This window comes from Streptosporangium sp. G11 (assembly GCF_051192615.1).
Lineage (GTDB): Bacteria > Actinomycetota > Actinomycetes > Streptosporangiales > Streptosporangiaceae > Streptosporangium.
The window spans coordinates 182872-200021 of sequence record NZ_JBPJUQ010000005.1; the positions used below are offsets into that span (position 1 = coordinate 182872).

General features: G+C 70.5%; 13 protein-coding genes and 1 riboswitch. Of the genes, 3 read left to right on the forward strand and 10 right to left on the reverse strand.

The window, feature by feature from the left end; all coding sequences use genetic code 11:
- Window positions 1-11 precede the first annotated feature (11 nt).
- Window positions 12-145, reverse strand: a riboswitch (adenosylcobalamin (AdoCbl) riboswitch).
- A gap of 137 nt (window positions 146-282) precedes the next feature.
- From dop to ACSDR0_RS07720, 4 genes are all read right to left on the reverse strand, one after another.
- Window positions 283-1800, reverse strand: coding sequence for a depupylase/deamidase Dop (gene dop, locus ACSDR0_RS07705; protein WP_435288046.1), 1518 nt, complete (start codon window positions 1798-1800; stop codon window positions 283-285).
- Window positions 1801-1887: 87 nt separating this feature from the next.
- A complete protein-coding gene (locus ACSDR0_RS07710) occupies window positions 1888-3048 on the reverse strand; it encodes an acyltransferase family protein (RefSeq protein ID WP_435288047.1) in 1161 nt (386 codons plus the stop codon).
- Between the two features lie 246 nt (window positions 3049-3294).
- Entirely contained in the window at window positions 3295-5058 is a 1764-nt protein-coding gene (gene arc / locus ACSDR0_RS07715; RefSeq protein ID WP_435288048.1) for a proteasome ATPase, read from the reverse strand.
- A gap of 205 nt (window positions 5059-5263) precedes the next feature.
- On the reverse strand, window positions 5264-6142 hold the full coding sequence (locus ACSDR0_RS07720) for a tRNA (adenine-N1)-methyltransferase (protein WP_435288049.1): 879 nt from the start codon (window positions 6140-6142) through the stop codon (window positions 5264-5266).
- Window positions 6143-6386: 244 nt separating this feature from the next.
- Here ACSDR0_RS07720 and ACSDR0_RS07725 point away from each other — a divergent pair, with 244 nt between their 5' ends.
- Window positions 6387-7505 carry a GNAT family N-acetyltransferase gene (locus ACSDR0_RS07725; protein WP_435288050.1) on the forward strand — a complete coding sequence of 373 codons (1119 nt, stop codon included), beginning with the start codon at window positions 6387-6389 and terminating at the stop codon, window positions 7503-7505.
- Between the two features lie 40 nt (window positions 7506-7545).
- On the opposite strand, the gene ACSDR0_RS07730 is transcribed toward ACSDR0_RS07725, so the two are convergent.
- On the reverse strand, window positions 7546-8769 hold the full coding sequence (locus ACSDR0_RS07730) for an aminotransferase class III-fold pyridoxal phosphate-dependent enzyme (RefSeq protein ID WP_435288051.1): 1224 nt from the start codon (window positions 8767-8769) through the stop codon (window positions 7546-7548).
- 103 nt (window positions 8770-8872) lie between these two features.
- Complete coding sequence (locus ACSDR0_RS07735; RefSeq protein ID WP_435288052.1) at window positions 8873-9787, reverse strand: carbohydrate kinase family protein; 915 nt, start codon at window positions 9785-9787, stop codon at window positions 8873-8875.
- 81 nt (window positions 9788-9868) lie between these two features.
- Between ACSDR0_RS07735 and ACSDR0_RS07740 the strand changes: the two genes are divergently transcribed.
- Window positions 9869-10483: a TetR/AcrR family transcriptional regulator gene (locus ACSDR0_RS07740; protein ID WP_435288053.1), complete on the forward strand. Its 615-nt coding sequence runs from the start codon at window positions 9869-9871 to the stop codon at window positions 10481-10483.
- A 181-nt stretch (window positions 10484-10664) separates the two neighbouring features.
- On the opposite strand, the gene ACSDR0_RS07745 is transcribed toward ACSDR0_RS07740, so the two are convergent.
- Window positions 10665-11453, reverse strand: coding sequence for a serine/threonine-protein kinase (locus ACSDR0_RS07745; protein WP_435288054.1), 789 nt, complete (start codon window positions 11451-11453; stop codon window positions 10665-10667).
- Window positions 11454-11573: 120 nt separating this feature from the next.
- On the opposite strand from ACSDR0_RS07745, the gene ACSDR0_RS07750 reads away from it, so the two are divergent.
- A complete protein-coding gene (locus ACSDR0_RS07750; RefSeq protein WP_435288055.1) occupies window positions 11574-13601 on the forward strand; it encodes a cation:proton antiporter in 2028 nt (675 codons plus the stop codon).
- 93 nt (window positions 13602-13694) lie between these two features.
- On the opposite strand, the gene ACSDR0_RS07755 is transcribed toward ACSDR0_RS07750, so the two are convergent.
- The 3 genes from ACSDR0_RS07755 to ACSDR0_RS07765 are packed head-to-tail and all read right to left on the reverse strand — an operon-like array spanning window position 13695 to window position 17144.
- Window positions 13695-15161, reverse strand: coding sequence for an FHA domain-containing protein (locus ACSDR0_RS07755; protein ID WP_435288056.1), 1467 nt, complete (start codon window positions 15159-15161; stop codon window positions 13695-13697).
- The gene (locus tag ACSDR0_RS07760) at window positions 15158-15595 is read right to left on the reverse strand and encodes a hypothetical protein (protein WP_435288057.1); all 438 of its coding nucleotides are present in this window, start codon (window positions 15593-15595) and stop codon (window positions 15158-15160) included. The genes ACSDR0_RS07755 and ACSDR0_RS07760 overlap by 4 nt, the downstream gene beginning before the upstream one ends.
- A gap of 13 nt (window positions 15596-15608) precedes the next feature.
- Window positions 15609-17144, reverse strand: coding sequence for a hypothetical protein (locus ACSDR0_RS07765; RefSeq protein ID WP_435288058.1), 1536 nt, complete (start codon window positions 17142-17144; stop codon window positions 15609-15611).
- Window positions 17145-17150 lie beyond the last annotated feature (6 nt).

Consider the following 17150-nt stretch of genomic DNA (forward strand, 5'->3'; position numbering starts at 1 on the left):
CTCCTCCGGGATTGACGCGTCCCTTTTCGTAGGTCGGTGGCGGCCGAGTCTGACCTGACTTCCGGCTCCGGGGAGCCGGTCACAGTGGCGCGACCGCACCGGAATCTCACCGGATTTCCCTCGCACCGCCACAAAACACCCGGAACGTATCCCGGTTCTCCGTCCCCCGTCAATCCGGATGTCCGCTTTGACGGGATCTGATGTAACGAAGCCCCCTGATGGGCCCTCGGGTACGCCGAGGGGGGAGGCGGCCCGGCCGGGCCGCCTCCCCCCTCGCGAGAGTCACTGCTCGCCGGTCAGCGCCGTCACCAGCTCCGCGGCGGTACGGCAGCGGTCGAACAGCTCGCCCACATGGGCCTTGGTGCCGCGCAGCGGCTCAAGGGTGGGGACGCGCTGCAACGACTCGCGGCCGGGGATGTCGAAGATGACCGAGTCCCAGGAGGCCGCGGCCACCGACTCGCTGTACTGGCTCAGGCATCGGCCGCGGAAGTAGGCCCGGGTGTCGTTGGGCGGCACCTCGATGGCCCTCTGGACCTCTTCCTCGGTGACCAGGCGCTGCATGCGGCCCCGGGCGACCAGCCGGTTGTAGAGCCCCCGGTCGGGACGGATGTCGGAGTACTGGAGATCGACGAGCTGCAGGCGCGGGTGCGACCAGGAAAGGCCGTCACGGGTGCGGTAGCCCTCCAGGAGCTCCAGCTTGGCCACCCAGTCGAGCTCCCCGGACAGCTGCATCGGGTCTTCCGCCAGGCGGGTGAGGACCGACTCCCAGCGCTCCAGGATGTCCTTGGTGGGCTCGTCCAGGCCGTTGGCGCTGCGCTCCTCGGCGTACTTGCGCGCGAGCTCCAGGTATTCCATCTGGAGCTGCACGGCCGTCAGCCTGCGGCCGTCGCGCATGGCGATCTCGTACTTGAGCGTGGGGTCGTGCGAGACCGCGCGCAGGGCCTGGACGGGGTTGTCCACGGCCAGGTCGCGGGTGAAGTAGTTGTCCTCGATCATGGCCAGGACCAGCGCGGTCGATCCCAGCTTCAGGTAGGTCGAGATCTCCGACATGTTGGCGTCGCCGATGATGACGTGCAGCCGGCGGTATTTCTCCGGGTCGGCGTGGGGCTCGTCCCGGGTGTTGATGATCGGCCGCTTGAGCGTCGTCTCCAGGCCCACCTCGACCTCGAAGAAGTCGGCCCGCTGGCTGATCTGGAAGCCCTCGCCCCGGGAGTCCTGGCCGATGCCGACCTTGCCCGCCCCGGTGACGACCTGCCGGGAGACGAAGAACGGCGTCAGGTGCCTGACGATGTCGGCGAACGAGGTGGCCCGGCGCATGAGGTAGTTCTCGTGGCAGCCGTAGGAGGCGCCCTTGTTGTCGGTGTTGTTCTTGTAGAGCTGGATCGGGGCGTTGGCCGGCATCGCCGAGGCGCGGACCGCCGCGTCGTGCATCACCCGCTCGCCCGCCTTGTCCCAGATCACCGCCGCCCGAGGATTGGTGCACTCGGGCGTGGAGTATTCGGGATGGGCGTGGTCCACGTACAGCCGGGCCCCGTTGGTGAGGATCACGTTCGCCAGGCCGAGGTCCTCGTCGGTCAGCTGGCTCTGGTCGGCCACCTCCCGCGCGAGGTCGAACCCCCGGGCGTCCCGCAGCGGGTTCTCCTCCTCGAAGTCCCATCGCGCGCGCCGGGCCCTGGCGGCCGAGGCCGCCAGATAGGCGTTCACGACCTGAGAGGAGGTCACCATCGCGTTGGCCCCCGGCTGTCCGGGCACGGAGATGCCGTATTCGGTCTCGATGCCCATCACCCGCCGTACCGTCATGCGCACCCTCTGTTCGTCAGGGACTGTTTCTCTCCGTGGTATCTATTCCCGACCCTAGACCCTTCACTATGCCCGGTGGTCGGACAGTTATGGCACCGAAGCCTTTTCGCCCGTTGCGAGGGGAATCGAGGAGAGCGCGGGGAGCTGTGACGTGGACGGCGATGCGGCCCTCCTCCGCCGCCTGGATTTGACGAACTCCTGAAGCGGGCGCTCGGCCACCCGGTACACCAGGTAGGAGAACACCATCGCGGCCAGCAGGGTGACCAGGGCGGTCAGCGGGGGCGGCAGCACGTCCCGCAGGGCGGGGACGATCAGGACCGCGGCCGGGGTGTGGAACAGGTAGAGCGGGTAGGTGAGCGCGCCCAGGACGACCAGGCCGCGCCAGCGCAGCCACCGCAGCCAGCCGAGCGCCACCATCGCCATGAGCACGTAGAAACCGATCACGGTGGCGACCACGGCCCAGCCGGGCACGGGCATCGCGGCGTAGCCGACGTTCTCGACGCGCCCGGCCACCCGGTCGAGCGCCGCGTTGACGGCCAGGCCACCGCTGATCCCGGCCAGGCACCACAGGACGAGCCTGGGGCCGAACCTCGTCATCAGGAAGAACGCCATGCCCCCGACGAAGTACGCCGCGTACTTGGGCATGACCACCAGGTCGACCCAGGCCTCCTCGCTCCCGGCGAAGAACCCGGCCGCCAGCAGCCAGACGCCCATGAAGACCAGGCAGCGGTTGAGCGTGACCCCGATGATCACCAAGATCGAGATCAGCACGTAGAAGCGGAGCTCCACCCAGAGCGACCAGTAGACGCCGTTGGCGTCGTAGACGCCGAAGGCCCGCTGGAGCATCGTGAGGTTGATCCCGTACTCACCGAGGCTGAGCTTGGGGTCCAGGGCCGTGGCGGCGGTCAGCCCGTAGACCGCGGCGGTGACGGCCACGCTGACCCAGTAGGCGGGAAAGAGCCGCACCAGCCGGGAGAGGGCGAAGGCTCCCAGGCCCCGGCCCCAGATGCTCATCAGGATCACGAAGCCGCTGATCATGAAGAACAGCTCGACACCGAGGATGCCGAGCCCGGAGAGGGTGGAGATCGCCGGGAACAGCTCGGCCGGGCGGTCGCCCCACACCGAGGCGAAGGCGATGAAGTAGTGAAAGGCGAGCACCGCCATGGCGGCGAAGAAGCGCAGGAGGTCGAGTTCGGCGAGGCGGCCGCTTCCCCGAGACGCCTCGCGAGACCCCGTGCCGTTCACCACGCGGCCGGGCCGGAATGTTCACGCACGCCACTTGGACGGCGCCTCGATCATTCGGGTTCCCTGTGACGGCCGTCTATTTCCGGGACCGATGTGAAAGGAGATACGGACCTACAACGACAAAAAGGGATAAAACAGGACAAGGTTTATCGGTCGGCGAAAAACGAGGAGCTCGAAAGGCGCGGACCAGACGCCGGCGGCGCGGCCCCCGCGAGGGGGACCGCGCCGCCGGTCACGCGTGGTTAGTGGTTACAGGTATTGACCGGTGTTGGCCACCGTGTCGATGGAACGTCCGGCCTCGGTGCCCTGCTTGCCCGTCACGAGGGTGCGGATGTAGACGATCCGCTCGCCCTTCTTGCCGGAGATGCGGGCCCAGTCGTCGGGGTTGGTGGTGTTGGGCAGGTCCTCGTTCTCGGAGAACTCGTCCACGCAGGCCGCCAGGAGGTGCTGGATCCTCAGGCCCTTCTGCCCGGTCTCCAGGAACTGCTTGATCGCCATCTTCTTGCCGCGGTCGACGATGTTCTGGATCATCGCGCCGGAGTTGAAGTCCTTGAAGTACAGGACCTCCTTGTCGCCGTTGGCGTAGGTCACCTCGAGGAAGCGGTTCTCCTCGCTCTCGGTGTACATCCGCTCGACGACCCGCTGGATCATGCCGGAGATGGTCTCCTGGCGGTTGGAGCCGTGCTCAGAGAGGTCCTCGGCGTGGAGCGGGAGCTCCGGGATGAGGTACTTGGAGAAGATGTCCTTGGCCGCCTCGGCGTCCGGCCGCTCGATCTTGATCTTGACGTCCAGGCGGCCGGGCCGCAGGATCGCCGGGTCGATCATGTCCTCGCGGTTGGAGGCGCCGATCACGATGACGTTCTCCAGGCCCTCGACGCCGTCGATCTCCGACAGGAGCTGGGGAACGATGGTGTTCTCGACGTCGGAGGAGACGCCCGAGCCTCGGGTCCGGAAGATCGAGTCCATCTCGTCGAAGAACACGATCACCGGGGTGCCCTCGGAGGCCTTCTCGCGAGCCCGCTGGAAGACCAGGCGGATGTGCCGCTCGGTCTCGCCGACGTACTTGTTGAGAAGCTCGGGACCCTTGATGTTGAGGAAGAAGCTCTTGCCGGACTGCCCGGTCTTCTCCGCGACCTGCTTGGCCAGGGAGTTGGCGACGGCCTTGGCGATGAGCGTCTTGCCGCAGCCGGGCGGCCCGTAGAGCAGGACGCCCTTGGGCGGGCGGAGCTTGTGCTCGCGAAAGAGGTCGGCGTGCAGGTACGGGAGCTCGATGGCGTCCCGGATCTGCTCGATCTGCCGCATGAGCCCGCCGATCTCCTCGTAGGAGATGTCGGGCACCTCCTCCAGGACGAGCTCCTCGACCTCGGACTTGGGGATGCGCTCGTAGACGTAGCCGGAGCGCGGTTCGAGCAGCAGGGAGTCGCCCGCCCGGATCGGCTGGTCCATCAGCGACTCGGCGAGCTTCACCACCCGCTCCTCGTCGGCGTGCGAGATCACCAGCGCGCGCTGGCCGTCCTCAAGGAGCTCCTTGAGCATCACGATCTCGCCGAGCTCCTCGAAGCCAAGGGCCTCGACCACGTTGAGCGCCTCGTTGAGCATGACCTCCTGGCCACGCTTCAGCGACTCGACGTCCACCGCGGGGCTGACGTTCACCCTCAGTTTGCGGCCACCGGTGAAGACCTCCACCGTGCCGTCTTCTCTGGTTTCGAGGAACACGCCGAACCCGGACGGCGGTTGCGCCAGCCGGTCTACCTCCTCCTTCAAGGCGACGATCTGGTCCCTGGCCTCCTTGAGGGTGGCCACCAGACGCTCGTTCTGGCCGGTTACGGCCGCGAGGTTCGCCTGCACGTCATGGAGACGCTCTTCGAGAATCCTGGCCTGCCGGGGAGACTCCGTCAGCTTCCGACGCAACGCGGTGATCTCCTCCTGCAGGAAGGAGACCTGTGTTGTGAGGTCGGCGACCTCCCGTTCGCGCTGCGCGGCACGAGCCTCAGCGTCGTCGCGAGCTGCCACGGCGTCACCTCCTTCCCAGTCGAGACCGACTACTCAAAACCCTACCCATCTAAGGGCTGTCCCTTACCTGGCTGAGCAGTGTTCATATGACTACATTAAGTGCGCGGCGATTAATCCCTTTTGGTGCATTTAGCACTAGAAGCATAAGAACACGAAGGTCTGCCCCCGTGTCACTCTCTCACGGGCCGTCGTGGCCGAATCGTCATCATGTGGCGGAAGACGTGGAAGTCGCGGACTCCTCGCCATGTGCCCCCTTCGCCGGACGTCTACGTCGAGGTGGTGGCGTCACCCCGTCGGCCATGCGACGGGCCGTGACCAGGAACCCGGTGTGGCCGACCATCCTGTGGTCGGGTCGCACGGCCAGCCCCTCGACATGCCAGTCACGAACCAGGGTCTCCCACGCATGGGGCTCGGTGAAACTCCCGTGCTCCCGGAGAGTTTCGACCGTACGCGACAGCTGGGTTGTGGTTGCGACATAACAGCAGATCACACCCCCTGGGGTGAGAGCTCCGGCCGCGGCGTCCACACATTCCCACGGGGCGAGCATGTCCAGGATGATCCGGTCGACGTCGCCCTCGTCGAGATCGGTGACGAAGTCGCCGACCACCAGGCGCCACTGCTTCATCGGGCCGCCGTAGAACTTCTCCACGTTCTTGGTGGCGATCTCGGCGAAGTCCTGGCGCCGCTCGTACGAGGTGAGGCTGCCCTCGGAGCCGATGGCGCGCAGCAGGAAACAGGTGAGCGCGCCGGAGCCGACGCCCGCCTCCACCACCCGGGCGCCGGGGAAGATGTCGGCCATGCCCACGATCTGGGCCGAGTCCTTGGGATAGATGACCGCCGCGCCGCGAGGCATGGACAGCGTGTAGTCCTCGAGAAGGTGCCTGAACGCCAGATACTGGGTGCCGCCGGACGAACGCACCACCGAGCCCTCGGGCTGGCCGATCAGCTCACTGTGCGGGATCCCGCCCTTGTGCGTGTGAAAGACGCCGTCTTCCTTCAGCGTCACCGTGTGACGCTTGTTCTTGGGGTCGGTGAGCTGAACCTGATCCCCGGCCTGAAACGGCCCATGCCTGCGAAAACCCATGAACGCAAGGTTATCGGCGCGCGGCGGTGCCCTCGGACGCCCGGGGGACGCCAGGGGGACGCTCGGGGGACGCCGGGGGAACACGGTCGCGCGGGGCGGGAGCGGAATCCCCTGGCGCCGGGGACGAGGAGGGGAAACGGGAGCCGGAGGACGGAAGCCGAAGCGGATGAACAGGGATGATCCACAAAATGATTCGCCCCGTAAGACAGCACCTGGTAGCTGTTGTGGTGTGTTTCCCCACGATGTGATTCCGGCCGGCCCCGTCGTCCTGAGGCCGCTGGCCCCGGCCGACGCCGAGGCGATCGCCCGCGCCTGCGCCGACCCCGAGATCGTCCACTTCCTCCCCCTCATACCCGTGCCGTACACCCGGGACGACGCGCTCCAGTACATGGAGCGGTGCCAGGAGGAATGGCAGACGGGCGGGGCGCCGTTCGCGATCGCGGACGCGGCGACGGGCGAGTGGGTGGGCAACATCGGCCTCATGGCCCGTCCCCGGGGGGGCGTCGAGATCGGCTACCTGGTCGCGCCGTGGGCGCGGGGCCGCGGGGTGGCCACGGCCGCCACCGCCGCGCTGACCGCGTGGGGGTTCGGCCACGGGGCCGAGCGCGTCGAACTGTTCGCCAACGTGGAGAACTTGGCCAGCCAGCGGGTCGCCCTGGCCGCGGGTTTCCATCGCGAGGGCGTGCGGCGCGGGGCCGAGGAGCAGCGCGACGGCACCCGGGGCGACCTGGTCGCCTTCGCGCGCCTGCGCGGCGACTCCGGCGAGCGCGTGACGCCCTTCCTGCCGGAGTTCCCCGGTGGATCGCTGACCGACGGGGTCGTGCGGCTCAGGCGGCTCACCGTCGCCGACACCGCCGACTACCTGGCGCTGCGGAACCTGCCCGACGTCATGAGGCACAGCGTCCCCTCCGAGCCCTCCACCTTCGAGCAGGCCGAGGAGCGGTGCCGCACCGCGGGTGCGAGCTGGCTGGCCGGTACGGGGGCCGAGATCGCGATCCTGGACGCCGAGACGGGCGCGTTCGCCGGGGACATCCAGCTCAGCGGTGTGATCCCCCCGCTGGGGCAGGCCATGACGGGCTACAGCGTGCTGCCGGAGTTTCGCGGCAGGGGCTTCGCCGCCAGGGCGGTGGACCTGCTGGTCGGCTGGGCCTTCGAGCACACCTCCCTGGCCCGGATCATCGCGGGCACCTCCCCGGACAACCTCGCCTCGCAGCGCGTGCTGGAGCGCGCGGGCTTCACCCGCGAGGCCCTGCTGCGCGGGATGCTGCCCGGCCCCGGCGGCACGCGTCTGGACGACCTGCAGTGGGCCCGCCTGCGGGACGACGTCCGGCGCCAGCCGTACGCCGCCGCAGGCGCCCCATGAACGTCCGGCCGGCACCGAAGCGGACCCCTGAGCCCGGGGGTCAGTCGGCGCCGAAGCGGGCCCTGAGCTTGGCGTAGGCGGCGTCGGTGCCCTGGAGCGCCCGGTCGATGTCGGCATCGGTGTGGGCCGCCGACAGGAACCAGTTGTGCCACGGGTGGAGGTAGACCCCCTCCTCCAGGCAGGCCGCGGCCCAGAACATGCCCTTGTCCAGGGTCGCGTCGCCCTCGAAGGAGAGCCACGGGATCTGCACCGGCCCCGTCTGGTTGACCGTGAACCCGTGGGAGGCGGCCTGGGCGGCGAGGCCCTCGCGCAGGCGGGTGCCGGCGCGCTCCATCAGGGCGATGCCGTCGACGGCGCGCAGCGTCTCGATCGTGGCCTTGGCCGCGGCCATCGGGGCGGCGTTGAACCAGAAGGAGCCGGTGGAGTAGAGCGTCTGGGCGGGCCCGCGCAGGGAGTCCACGCCGGTGACGGCGGCGATCGGGTGGCCGTTGGCCATGGCCTTGCTGAAGGCGTACAGGTCGGGGCGCACCCCCAGGGGCTCCCAGGAGCCGCCCAGGTCGATCCGCCAGCCCCCGCGCACGTCGTCGATCACCAGCGCGGCCCCGATGCGGTCGGCCAGCGCCCGGACCCCCCTGGCGAACTCCGCGGCGACGAGCTCCTGGTCCTCGAACGAGTCGTGCTTGAACGGCGTCACGATGATCGCGGCGACGTCGCCCTCCGCCCCGGCCGCGGCGGCCTCGACGCTGGCGAGGTCGTTGTAGGTGAACTCGACCAGGTCCGCGCGCTCGTTGGGGGTGGTCCCCGCCGGGCTGGGCGTGCACCACGGGTCGGCCCCGTGGTAGGCGCCGTGCGCCATGAGGACCTTGGTCCTGCCGGTGGCCGCGCGGGCGACCATCAGCGCCTGGGTGGTGGCGTCGGTGCCGTTCTTGGAGAACATCACCCAGTCGGCCTGCGGGACGGTCTCCACCAGCAACTCGGCGAGCTCCACGTAGACGGGGCCGGGACCGTTGAGGCAGTCGCCCGCGGCGAGCTGGGCCGCGACGGCGCTCTCGACGGCGGGGTGACGGTGGCCGAGCACGACGGGCCCCCAGGAACACATGAGGTCGACGTACTCGCGCCCGTCGGCGTCACGCTGGCGGCAGCCCTCTCCCCCGACGAAGAACTGCGGGTAGGCGGGACCGTGCAGGGCCGCGTTGAGATGGCCGTACATGCCGCCGGGGACGACCTTGGCGGCCCGCTCCCTGAGTTTGGCGTCGATGGACATGCGTCGTCCTTTCGGGTCTGGATTCACGTCTGGCTGGGTTCGGGCGGTTCACGGCCGCTCCCGCCGCCCGCAGGACCCCGGACCGGGGTCGCGGGCGGCCGGGTCACTTCTCGTCGCGGAGCTCCCGCGCCCCGTCCAGGCCCGCGTCCGAGCCGAGGCCCCCGGCGACGCGGGCGGCCAGCGCGGTGCCGAGCCGCGCGGCGCCGGCCACGTCGCGGCCGTCGACCAGACCGGCGATGAACCCGGCGCAGTAGGCGTCGCCGCACCCGGTGGTGTCGACCACCGGGACGTCGAGGGCGGGAACGCGGGTGAGGCCTTCCGCGTCGGCGATCAGGCTCCCGTCCGCGCCGAGCGTGACCAGGACGGCCGAGGGGCCATCGGCCAGCAGGGACAGCGCGGCCTCCTCCACCCCGGCGGCGCCGCTCATCAGCAGCGCCTGCTCCTCGTTGGGCAGGAGGTAGTCGACGTGCGGGAGGAAGCCGCGGGCCCCCTGCATGAGGTCCGGCATGTTGGACAGCAGGTCCATGGTGACGATCGTGCCCGCGGCTCGCGCCTCGTCCAGCAGCGCGAAGAACGCGGGGTCGTACAGGCCCCAGGTGACGTCCATGCCGCCCAGGTGCACGACGCGCGCGCCGAGGACGGTCTCGCGGGCGACGTCGGCGGTGGACAGGCCCAGGTTGGCGCCGGGGACGTGGAAGGACGGGCGCCCGCCGTCGGGACGGATCGGCAGGATCGAGGCGGCGGTCTGCTCCCCCGGTTTGCGCACGATCCCGGTCACGTCGACCCCGCGCCGCTCCATGATCATGACGAGCAGGTCTCCGAGCTCGTCGTCGCCGATCGCTCCCACCGAGGCCACCGGGAGGCCGAGCGCGGCCAGATCGACGGCGGTCGCGGCGGCGGCGCCCGCGGCGGTGACGCGGATCTGCTCCAGCAGGTGGGTGTCCTGCCCGGCGGGGATCGACTCCACCGGCCTGGCGAGCACGTCCACGATGTGCACGCCGAGGGTGACGACGGTCATAACGAGTCCTCCTCATGTCTTAGCGGATAATAGACGGGCGACCGACTAAAATGTCAACGAATCCGTTCGGGAAGGAGTGAGGTGCCGAAGATCGTCAATCACAGCGAGCGCCGCGAGGAGGTCGTCGAGGCCGCGCGCCGCATCATCCTGCGCGAGGGCATCGAGGCCGCCACGACCCGGGCCATCGCCAGGGAGGCCGGTTACTCCAACGGCGTGCTGACCCACTACTTCGCCGACAAGGACGACATCATGCTGTCGGCGCTGCGCTCCTCGCACCGGCGCATCGTGGAGCGCCTGCGCGGCAAGCTGGCCGGTCTCACCGGGCTGGCCGCGCTGCGCGAGCTCCTCCTCGACAACCTTCCGCTGGACGACGAGCGCGCCCGGGAGAGCGGGCTGGAGATCGGCTTCTGGAGCCGCAGCATGACCAGCCCGGCGATGCTGGAGGCGCAGCGCGCCGAGGCCGAGGAGCTGCGCTACCTGGTACGCAGCCTGCTCGGCGCGGCGGCCGCCGGCGGGGAGGTCGTCACCGGCGACGACCTCGACGACGTCACCGAGCGGCTGCTCGCCCTCGTCGACGGGCTGAGCGCACACCACCTGCTCTATCCGGACAGGCTCGGCGCCGCGCGCCTGGAACGGATGCTCGACACCGAGCTGGACCGCCTGCGCCCCACCGGCACGCGGCCCCGGGACGCGTAGGCCGGCTCCTCACGCGAGACACCGGCCCGGACAAGGCGACGGCCCGGACGAGACACCGGCCCGACACCCCGGGGCCGGACACCGCGGCGCCCGGCCGCCCCACCGGCCGGGCTCCCCTCCCGGACCCGAGAGGCCCCGTCGGACCTCCGACCGGCGGAACCTCTCAGACCGGCAGGGTCTCTCAGGCCAGCAGCGCGTAGAGCCGGTCGGCCACCCCCCTGGCGGTGGGCCGCTTGGCCGCGTCGCCGAGGCACGCCTGGACCAGGTCCGACAGCTCGGGCTCCAGCCCAGGGTCGATCGACGGCGTCGCGCTGTACACCTTGCGCAGGGTCAGCAGCGGGTCGTGGGTGGGCAGCTCCCCGTAGAGGCCGTTGCCGCTCACCGCCCAGTGCAGCGTCGCGCCCAGCGACCACACGTCTCCGGCGGGGGTGGGCGTCTCCCCCTGCAGCAGCGTGGGGTCGGTGAACTCCACCGAGCCGATGTCGCCCATCCCGGTCACCGTCGCGCCCGGCATCAGCACCTGCGACAGGCCCAGATCCGAGAGCTTGCCGCCGTCGTCGGTGAGCAGCACGTTGCCGGGACGGATGTCACGGTGGACGATGCCCTCCTCGTGCAGCGCCTGCGCCGCGTGGGACACGCAGGCGATCGAGCGCAGCACCCGCTCGCGCGAGGGACGCTCCGCGGGATGCGCCAGCGAGCCGCCCGGCAGGTATTCCATCGAGTAGTAGAACACCCCGCCCTGCTGGCCCGCGTCGTAGAGCCGCACCAGGTACGGGGATCGCACCGCGGCGAACGCCTTCAGTTCCCGCGTGGCGCGGCGGAACGCGTCGTTCCCGGTGCCGCCCACCACCTTCACCGCGACCAGGTCCGCCTCGACGGGCAACCGTTCCGGCTTCTTCGCCAAGTAGAACTCGCCGTGATTGCCCGCCCCCAGTGACCGGACGAACTCGTAATCGGCGATGCCTTCCACCAACGGTCTCCCTCCATGCCTGCGCAACGTTCGCGACGACATCCCGCACACGGTAACGTCGCCCTCGACATTCTCGGGGCTTTTCTTTGCATACGGAAAGCGTGCTCGCAAGTGCTCCATATGGATCTGCTCCTGCTCGATCTTGTCATCGTCCTCGCGGCGGCGCGCCTGTTCGGGGCGCTCGCCAGACGGCTCGGCCAGCCACCGGTCATCGGCGAGATCGTGGCGGGCATCCTGCTGGGCCCCACGCTGCTGGGCCCCCTGATCGGCGACAAGCTGTTCGGACCCGAGATGCGTCCGCCCCTGCAGGCCCTGGCCAACGTCGGTCTCGTGCTGTTCATGTTCGTCGTCGGCCTGGAGCTGGACCAGAAGCTGGTCAAGGGCAAGGGCCGCATCGCGGTGACCGTGGCGCTCGGCTCGACGGTGGTGCCGTTCGTCCTGGGGTGCGTGCTCGCGCTGGCCATCGCGGGCGAGCACGTGGGCGGCGACAGGACCCTGCCGTTCGTGCTGTTCATGGGCGCGGCGATGGCCGCCACCGCGTTCCCGGTGCTGGCCAGGATCCTCACCGACCGGGGGATGCAGCGCATCACGCTCGGCGGTCTCGCCCTGGCCTCGGCGGCCGTCATCGACGTGCTCGCCTGGACCGTTCTGGCGGTGGTGGTGGGCATCGCCGGGGCGGGAGAGGCCGAGGGGCAGTGGAAGGTCCTGCTCGCCCTGCCGTACGCGCTGGTGATGTTCCTGGTTGTCAAGCCACTGCTGGCCCGCCTGGTGCCCGCGTACGAGAAGGCCGGGCGGCTGACGCCCGGGCTGCTCTCGCTGGTGCTCATCGGCCTGATCGGGTCGGCCTGGGCCACCGAGTGGATGCACGTCCACTTCATCTTCGGGGCGTTCGTGTTCGGCACCGTGATGCCCCGCGAGGGGGCCGAGCGGCTCAACCACGAGATCCTGGAGCGGCTGGAGCAGCTCGCCGTGCTGTTGCTGTTGCCGATGTTCTTCGTGGTGGCGGGTCTCAACGTCAACCTGCGCGAGCTCGACCTGTCCAGCCTCGGCACGCTCGCCGCGATCCTGGCCGTCGCGATCGGCGGCAAGATGCTCGGCTCCTACGCCGCCGCCCGGACGCAGCGGCTGCCCAACCGGCAGTCCTGGACGCTCGCCACCCTGCTCAACACGCGGGGGCTCACCGAGATCGTCATCCTCACCGTCGGCCTGCAGAAGGGCGTGCTCGACGACGAGCTGTACTCGCTGATGGTGGTCATGGCCCTCGTCACGACCGCGATGACCGGCCCGCTGGTGCGCAGGCTCTACCCCGACAGGCGGGTGGCCCGCGACATCGCCGACGCCGAGCGCGCCGCCCTTGGGGTGACCGCCGCCCACCGGGTGCTGGTGGTCGTGCCCGAGCCTCCCGCCGAGCAGGCCCCGCTGGTCGGCCTGGCCACCACCCTGGCCCTGGCAGCATCCCCGTCCGAGGTGGTCCTGGGCCACCTGCGCCCCTACCCGGCGGGTCGGCTGGAGGTCGGCAGCGGCCTCTCCTCGGAGCTGGCCGAGCTGGCCGAGACCCTTCACGAGCTGGAGACCCTGGCCGCCACGGCACGCGAGCGCGGCTCGGACAGCAGGGTGGTGAGCCGGTTCAGCGCGGACGTGGCGGGCGAGCTGCCGGGGCTGGCCTCCGGCGCCCGTCCGGACCTGCTGGTGCTGCCCGCGGGTGTCCCCGGCTACGCCGGTGTGCGCGACGGCGCCACCTGCCGCGTGGTGACCGTGGCCGTGCCCGGGTCACCGTCGCCGTCCGCGTCCGCGTCCGCGTTCGTGTTCGAGCAGGCCGGGCCCGGCTCCGAGGCGGGGCCGGTGGCGGTGCACCACGGTTCGGGGGGCGACGCGGCCGCCCACGTGGCGCTCACCCTCGCGACGCTGTGGGGCCGCCCCCTGGTCGTCACCGGAGGGAGCCGGGCCTCGGCACTGGCCCAGCGGCTGGCCAGGCTCGGAGTGGAGGCCACCTCCGGCCCGGTCCCCGAGGGCGCGCTGGTGGTGGCCTCCGACACCGCGAACGCTCCCGAGGGCGCGCACCTGCTGGTCCGCGCCGAGCAGGACCCCGACCCCGTCGACTGGGCCGAGGCCGTCTCCGCCCTGCGCGCCCCGGTCCCGCAGCCCTGACCCCTCCCCCTCTGACCGTCCGGCCGTGCCGCCCCGGAGAACACGCCGGGCGGCACGGCCGTGGCCGTGCCGCCCGGAAGGCGAAGGACGCTCTCAGCGGTTGCGGTGCGACTCGTAACGCATGGTGCGCGAGACGCCGATCCGCACGGTGGTGCCGGGCAGGATCGCGACCGGCTCGTTCGGCGGGATGTCGTAGAAGTTGGGGTCGCCGGGCGGCTGGATCTGGGTACCGTTGACCGACCCCAGATCGACCAGGTTGACGTCCCAGCCGTCCAGCGCCACCCGCAGGTGGCGGCGGGAGACCGAGCCGTCGGGGCTGGTGACCTTGGCCGGGCGCACCGAGCCGTCGGCCACCTCGGGAGCCCGCTCGGGGTCGCGGCCCACCAGATAGTCGGTGTCGAGCCGCAGCGTCAGGCCGTCGTCCAGGAGCAGCACCCCCAGCGGCGGGCGCGGCCCCTTGTACGGAACGAGGGTGCGCTGGACCAGCGCGATGCCGCAGACCGCGCAGTAGGGAACGCGCGGGTCGTTGAAGTGGTCGTTCTTGCAGTCGACCCCGTAGACCAGCGGCCGCGCCTCGGGCTCGGCCTCGGGGCCCGGCGCGGGCCCCGCCGGGGGCTCGTTGCCGGGCGTCAGCAGCTCGTACTCGAACGGCTGGTCGCGCACGTCGATGGGGTCTCCGCCCATCCCGCTCGCCATGGCGGTGTCGATGTCCTCGTGGTGGACGACCGCGGGGGCGGGCCCGGTGGAGGGGCCGCCGGCATGGGCACCCGGGTGACCGGGAGAGGAGAGCGGGCCCTGCGGGGGGACCGCGGGCATCGGCTCGGAGTGCCACCCCTGCGGCTGCGGCTCGCGCCGCGGCTCCACCGGCGGGGCGATCGGCGGGTAGGGCTCGGCCGGGCCCATCGGGTAGGGCGCCGGCGGGGCGGCCTCCGGCGGGGCCGACCACTCGGGGGGCGCCGCCCGCTCGGGCGGCGCGGGCATCGGAGTGGGCGCGGGGGCCACGGGCTCCATCCGGGGCGCGGGATGCTGGACGTGCTGCCCCTGGGGCGCGGCGGGCTCCACCCGCGACACGGCCCGCGGGGCGGCGCCCGCCTCGGTCAGGTCGCACCAGACCCCGCCCGCGACGATCACTCCGGCGTCCAGCCGCGACAGCGGGTGCGCGGCCCCCGCGTCGGGCAGGCGCAGCTCCACCCGGGTCACCGGGCCGGGAACCAGCCGGTCGGACCAGGTGAGCGCGTCACGCCCGGCCAGCTGGATCTCGCCGTTCGCACCGGTCACCGACGCGAACGCCGGACCGCTGACCAGAACGGCCACTCCCCCGCCGACGGGCCCGGCGACGGCGCACGCCACCGGCTCACCCATCATGACGGCGAGGATCTGGGCGACCCGGCGGGCCAGCGCCCGGCCGTCGCCGCCGGAGGCCGCGGTCTCCCGCAGCGCCCCCAGCAGATCCCCAACGACGGCCTCGGCCGCGTCGCACACCAGCAGCAGGCCGTCCTCATGGGCCACCAGCCCGTTGCCCGGAAGCGGACGCACCACCCCGAAGCCCTGGTCGGTCACAGAACTCTCCCTCCCCGGAAACGCCACCGGATGAACGGCACCCTCATGGGGCCGTTCGTCACCAACCAGATGCATACCCAGACGACGGTGAAGTGCGTCCAGAAGGCGGCCGGCGGAACCGGATCGATGAAATCAACTGCACCGGACCGTAGCAAAAAGTACAGCACAAGACCTTCGGGCACGAGCGTCAGCAGGCCGAAGAGGGTCGGCCAGTCCTTCTCCCATCTGAACTGCATCAGGAAGTGGTATATCAGCTCCCAGACGACCCCCAGCACGGCCACCGCGGCGATGACCAGGAGACCGTTGACGTAGCGGCCGGAGAGCGGCCCGGAGGAACCGGGAAGCAGCGGCACGATCAGCAGGGTGATGACCACGCCGACGGTGGCGAGCATGAAAAGGCGCGTCTGAATACGGCCCCACAGGGTCGGAACCACGGGGAATTACTCCTTACACCGGCGAGTTGAGGGCCCACTTGAACCACTGCGAGGTCGACCGCAGCGGCCCCATCTTCTTGACGAATCCCCGATTCGCCAGGTCGTCCGCTATCTCCTGGGCCGCGATCTGCAGGCCGAGGAAGGTGTCGACGCCGGGGAAGTAGCCGCCGAGCGTGGCCGACCCCGAGGCGTAGAGGGCACCGTCGCCGCTGGCCGTCCCCTTCACCTCGAAGTGACGCTCCACGTCCAGCCTGCCCACCGGGTTGCGGCCCGCCCCGCCGTGCTGGAGCAGGTCCGCGAAGATCCGGTGCTCGGCGATGTCGGCCTCGAGACCCGTGCAGTCGATGATGTAGTCGGACACCGGCTCCCGGACGATGCCGTCGCCGCTGCGCACGTAACTGACGAGCCGGCCGTCGGGGCCCTGCTCCACGCGGTCGACGGTGCCCTGCACGGCGTGGTAGTAGCCGCCGCTGCGGCCCGCCCGCATCTGCTCCTGCCAGCGCCGCCTGAAGGGGGTGTTGGTGCCGCCCATCTCCTTGTACTTCTTCGCCCGGTCGACGCCCTCCAGCTTGCGCATCTCCGCCTTGAGCTGGCCACCCCACACCGACTTGGGGTAGTTGAAGCCCTGGTAGGCCCAGCCGTCCCCGCCCTTGCGGCGCGACCAGACGTGCGGGCCGTGGGAGCCGCTGACGAACGTGCGGAAGATGTGGACGATCTGGGTCTGCAGGTTGTGCCGCTCCCGGTCGTCGAACAGCCGCTGGAGCACCCGGGAGGCGACGATGCCGCCGCCGCGGATGACCACGGTGCCCGGCCGGGTCTTCAGGAACTCGTAGACCTGCTCGTGCGGCTCGTAGGCGTTGACGACGTGCTGGTAGTCGCCGTGCTTGGTGCGGAACTCCTGCAGGTCGGGCAGGAACTTCAGGCCCGGGTAGCCGATCGCGATGTGCACGAAGCGCGAGCGGAAGATGATGCGCTTGGTCGGCGCCGCGCCGTCGGGCGGGGTGACCACGGTGAAGTATCCGCCGCCCGCCCTGCGGCGGACCATCCGCACCTGCCCCTTGACCAGCATGTCCCAGTAGTTGATGCGCTTGGCCTCGCGTTCGAGGTTCTCGAAGACGGTGCCGGCGCGCGGGGTCCAGTAGTCGTTCAGGAGCGGCTCGGTGAGGATCTGCCACAGGTATGACGGCTTCTTCTCCTTCCACGCCTCTTCCAGGGCGTAGGAGGGGAATCCCCACAGGTTGTCCGGCCGGGAGGAGGAGTCGGAGCGGATCCGCTCCCCCCGGGGGATCTGCGAGCACCTGGTGAGGAACTCGTAGGTCTGCCACGGGTGGTCGATGTTGGACACCACCCGCATCTGTGAGGTGGGAACGCCGTAGACCCTCAGGTAGTCGAGCGTCACGAAGGATCCCATGCCGCCACCGACCGTGAGGAACGGGATGTCGTACATGGGAATGCCCGCGGCCGCGACCATCTGGTCGGTCCATTCGGGGGCGCCGAGAAGCTCCGGCGTGAGATCGCCGGCCGGAGCCGGTGTTTGGGGGGGTGCCAATTGACG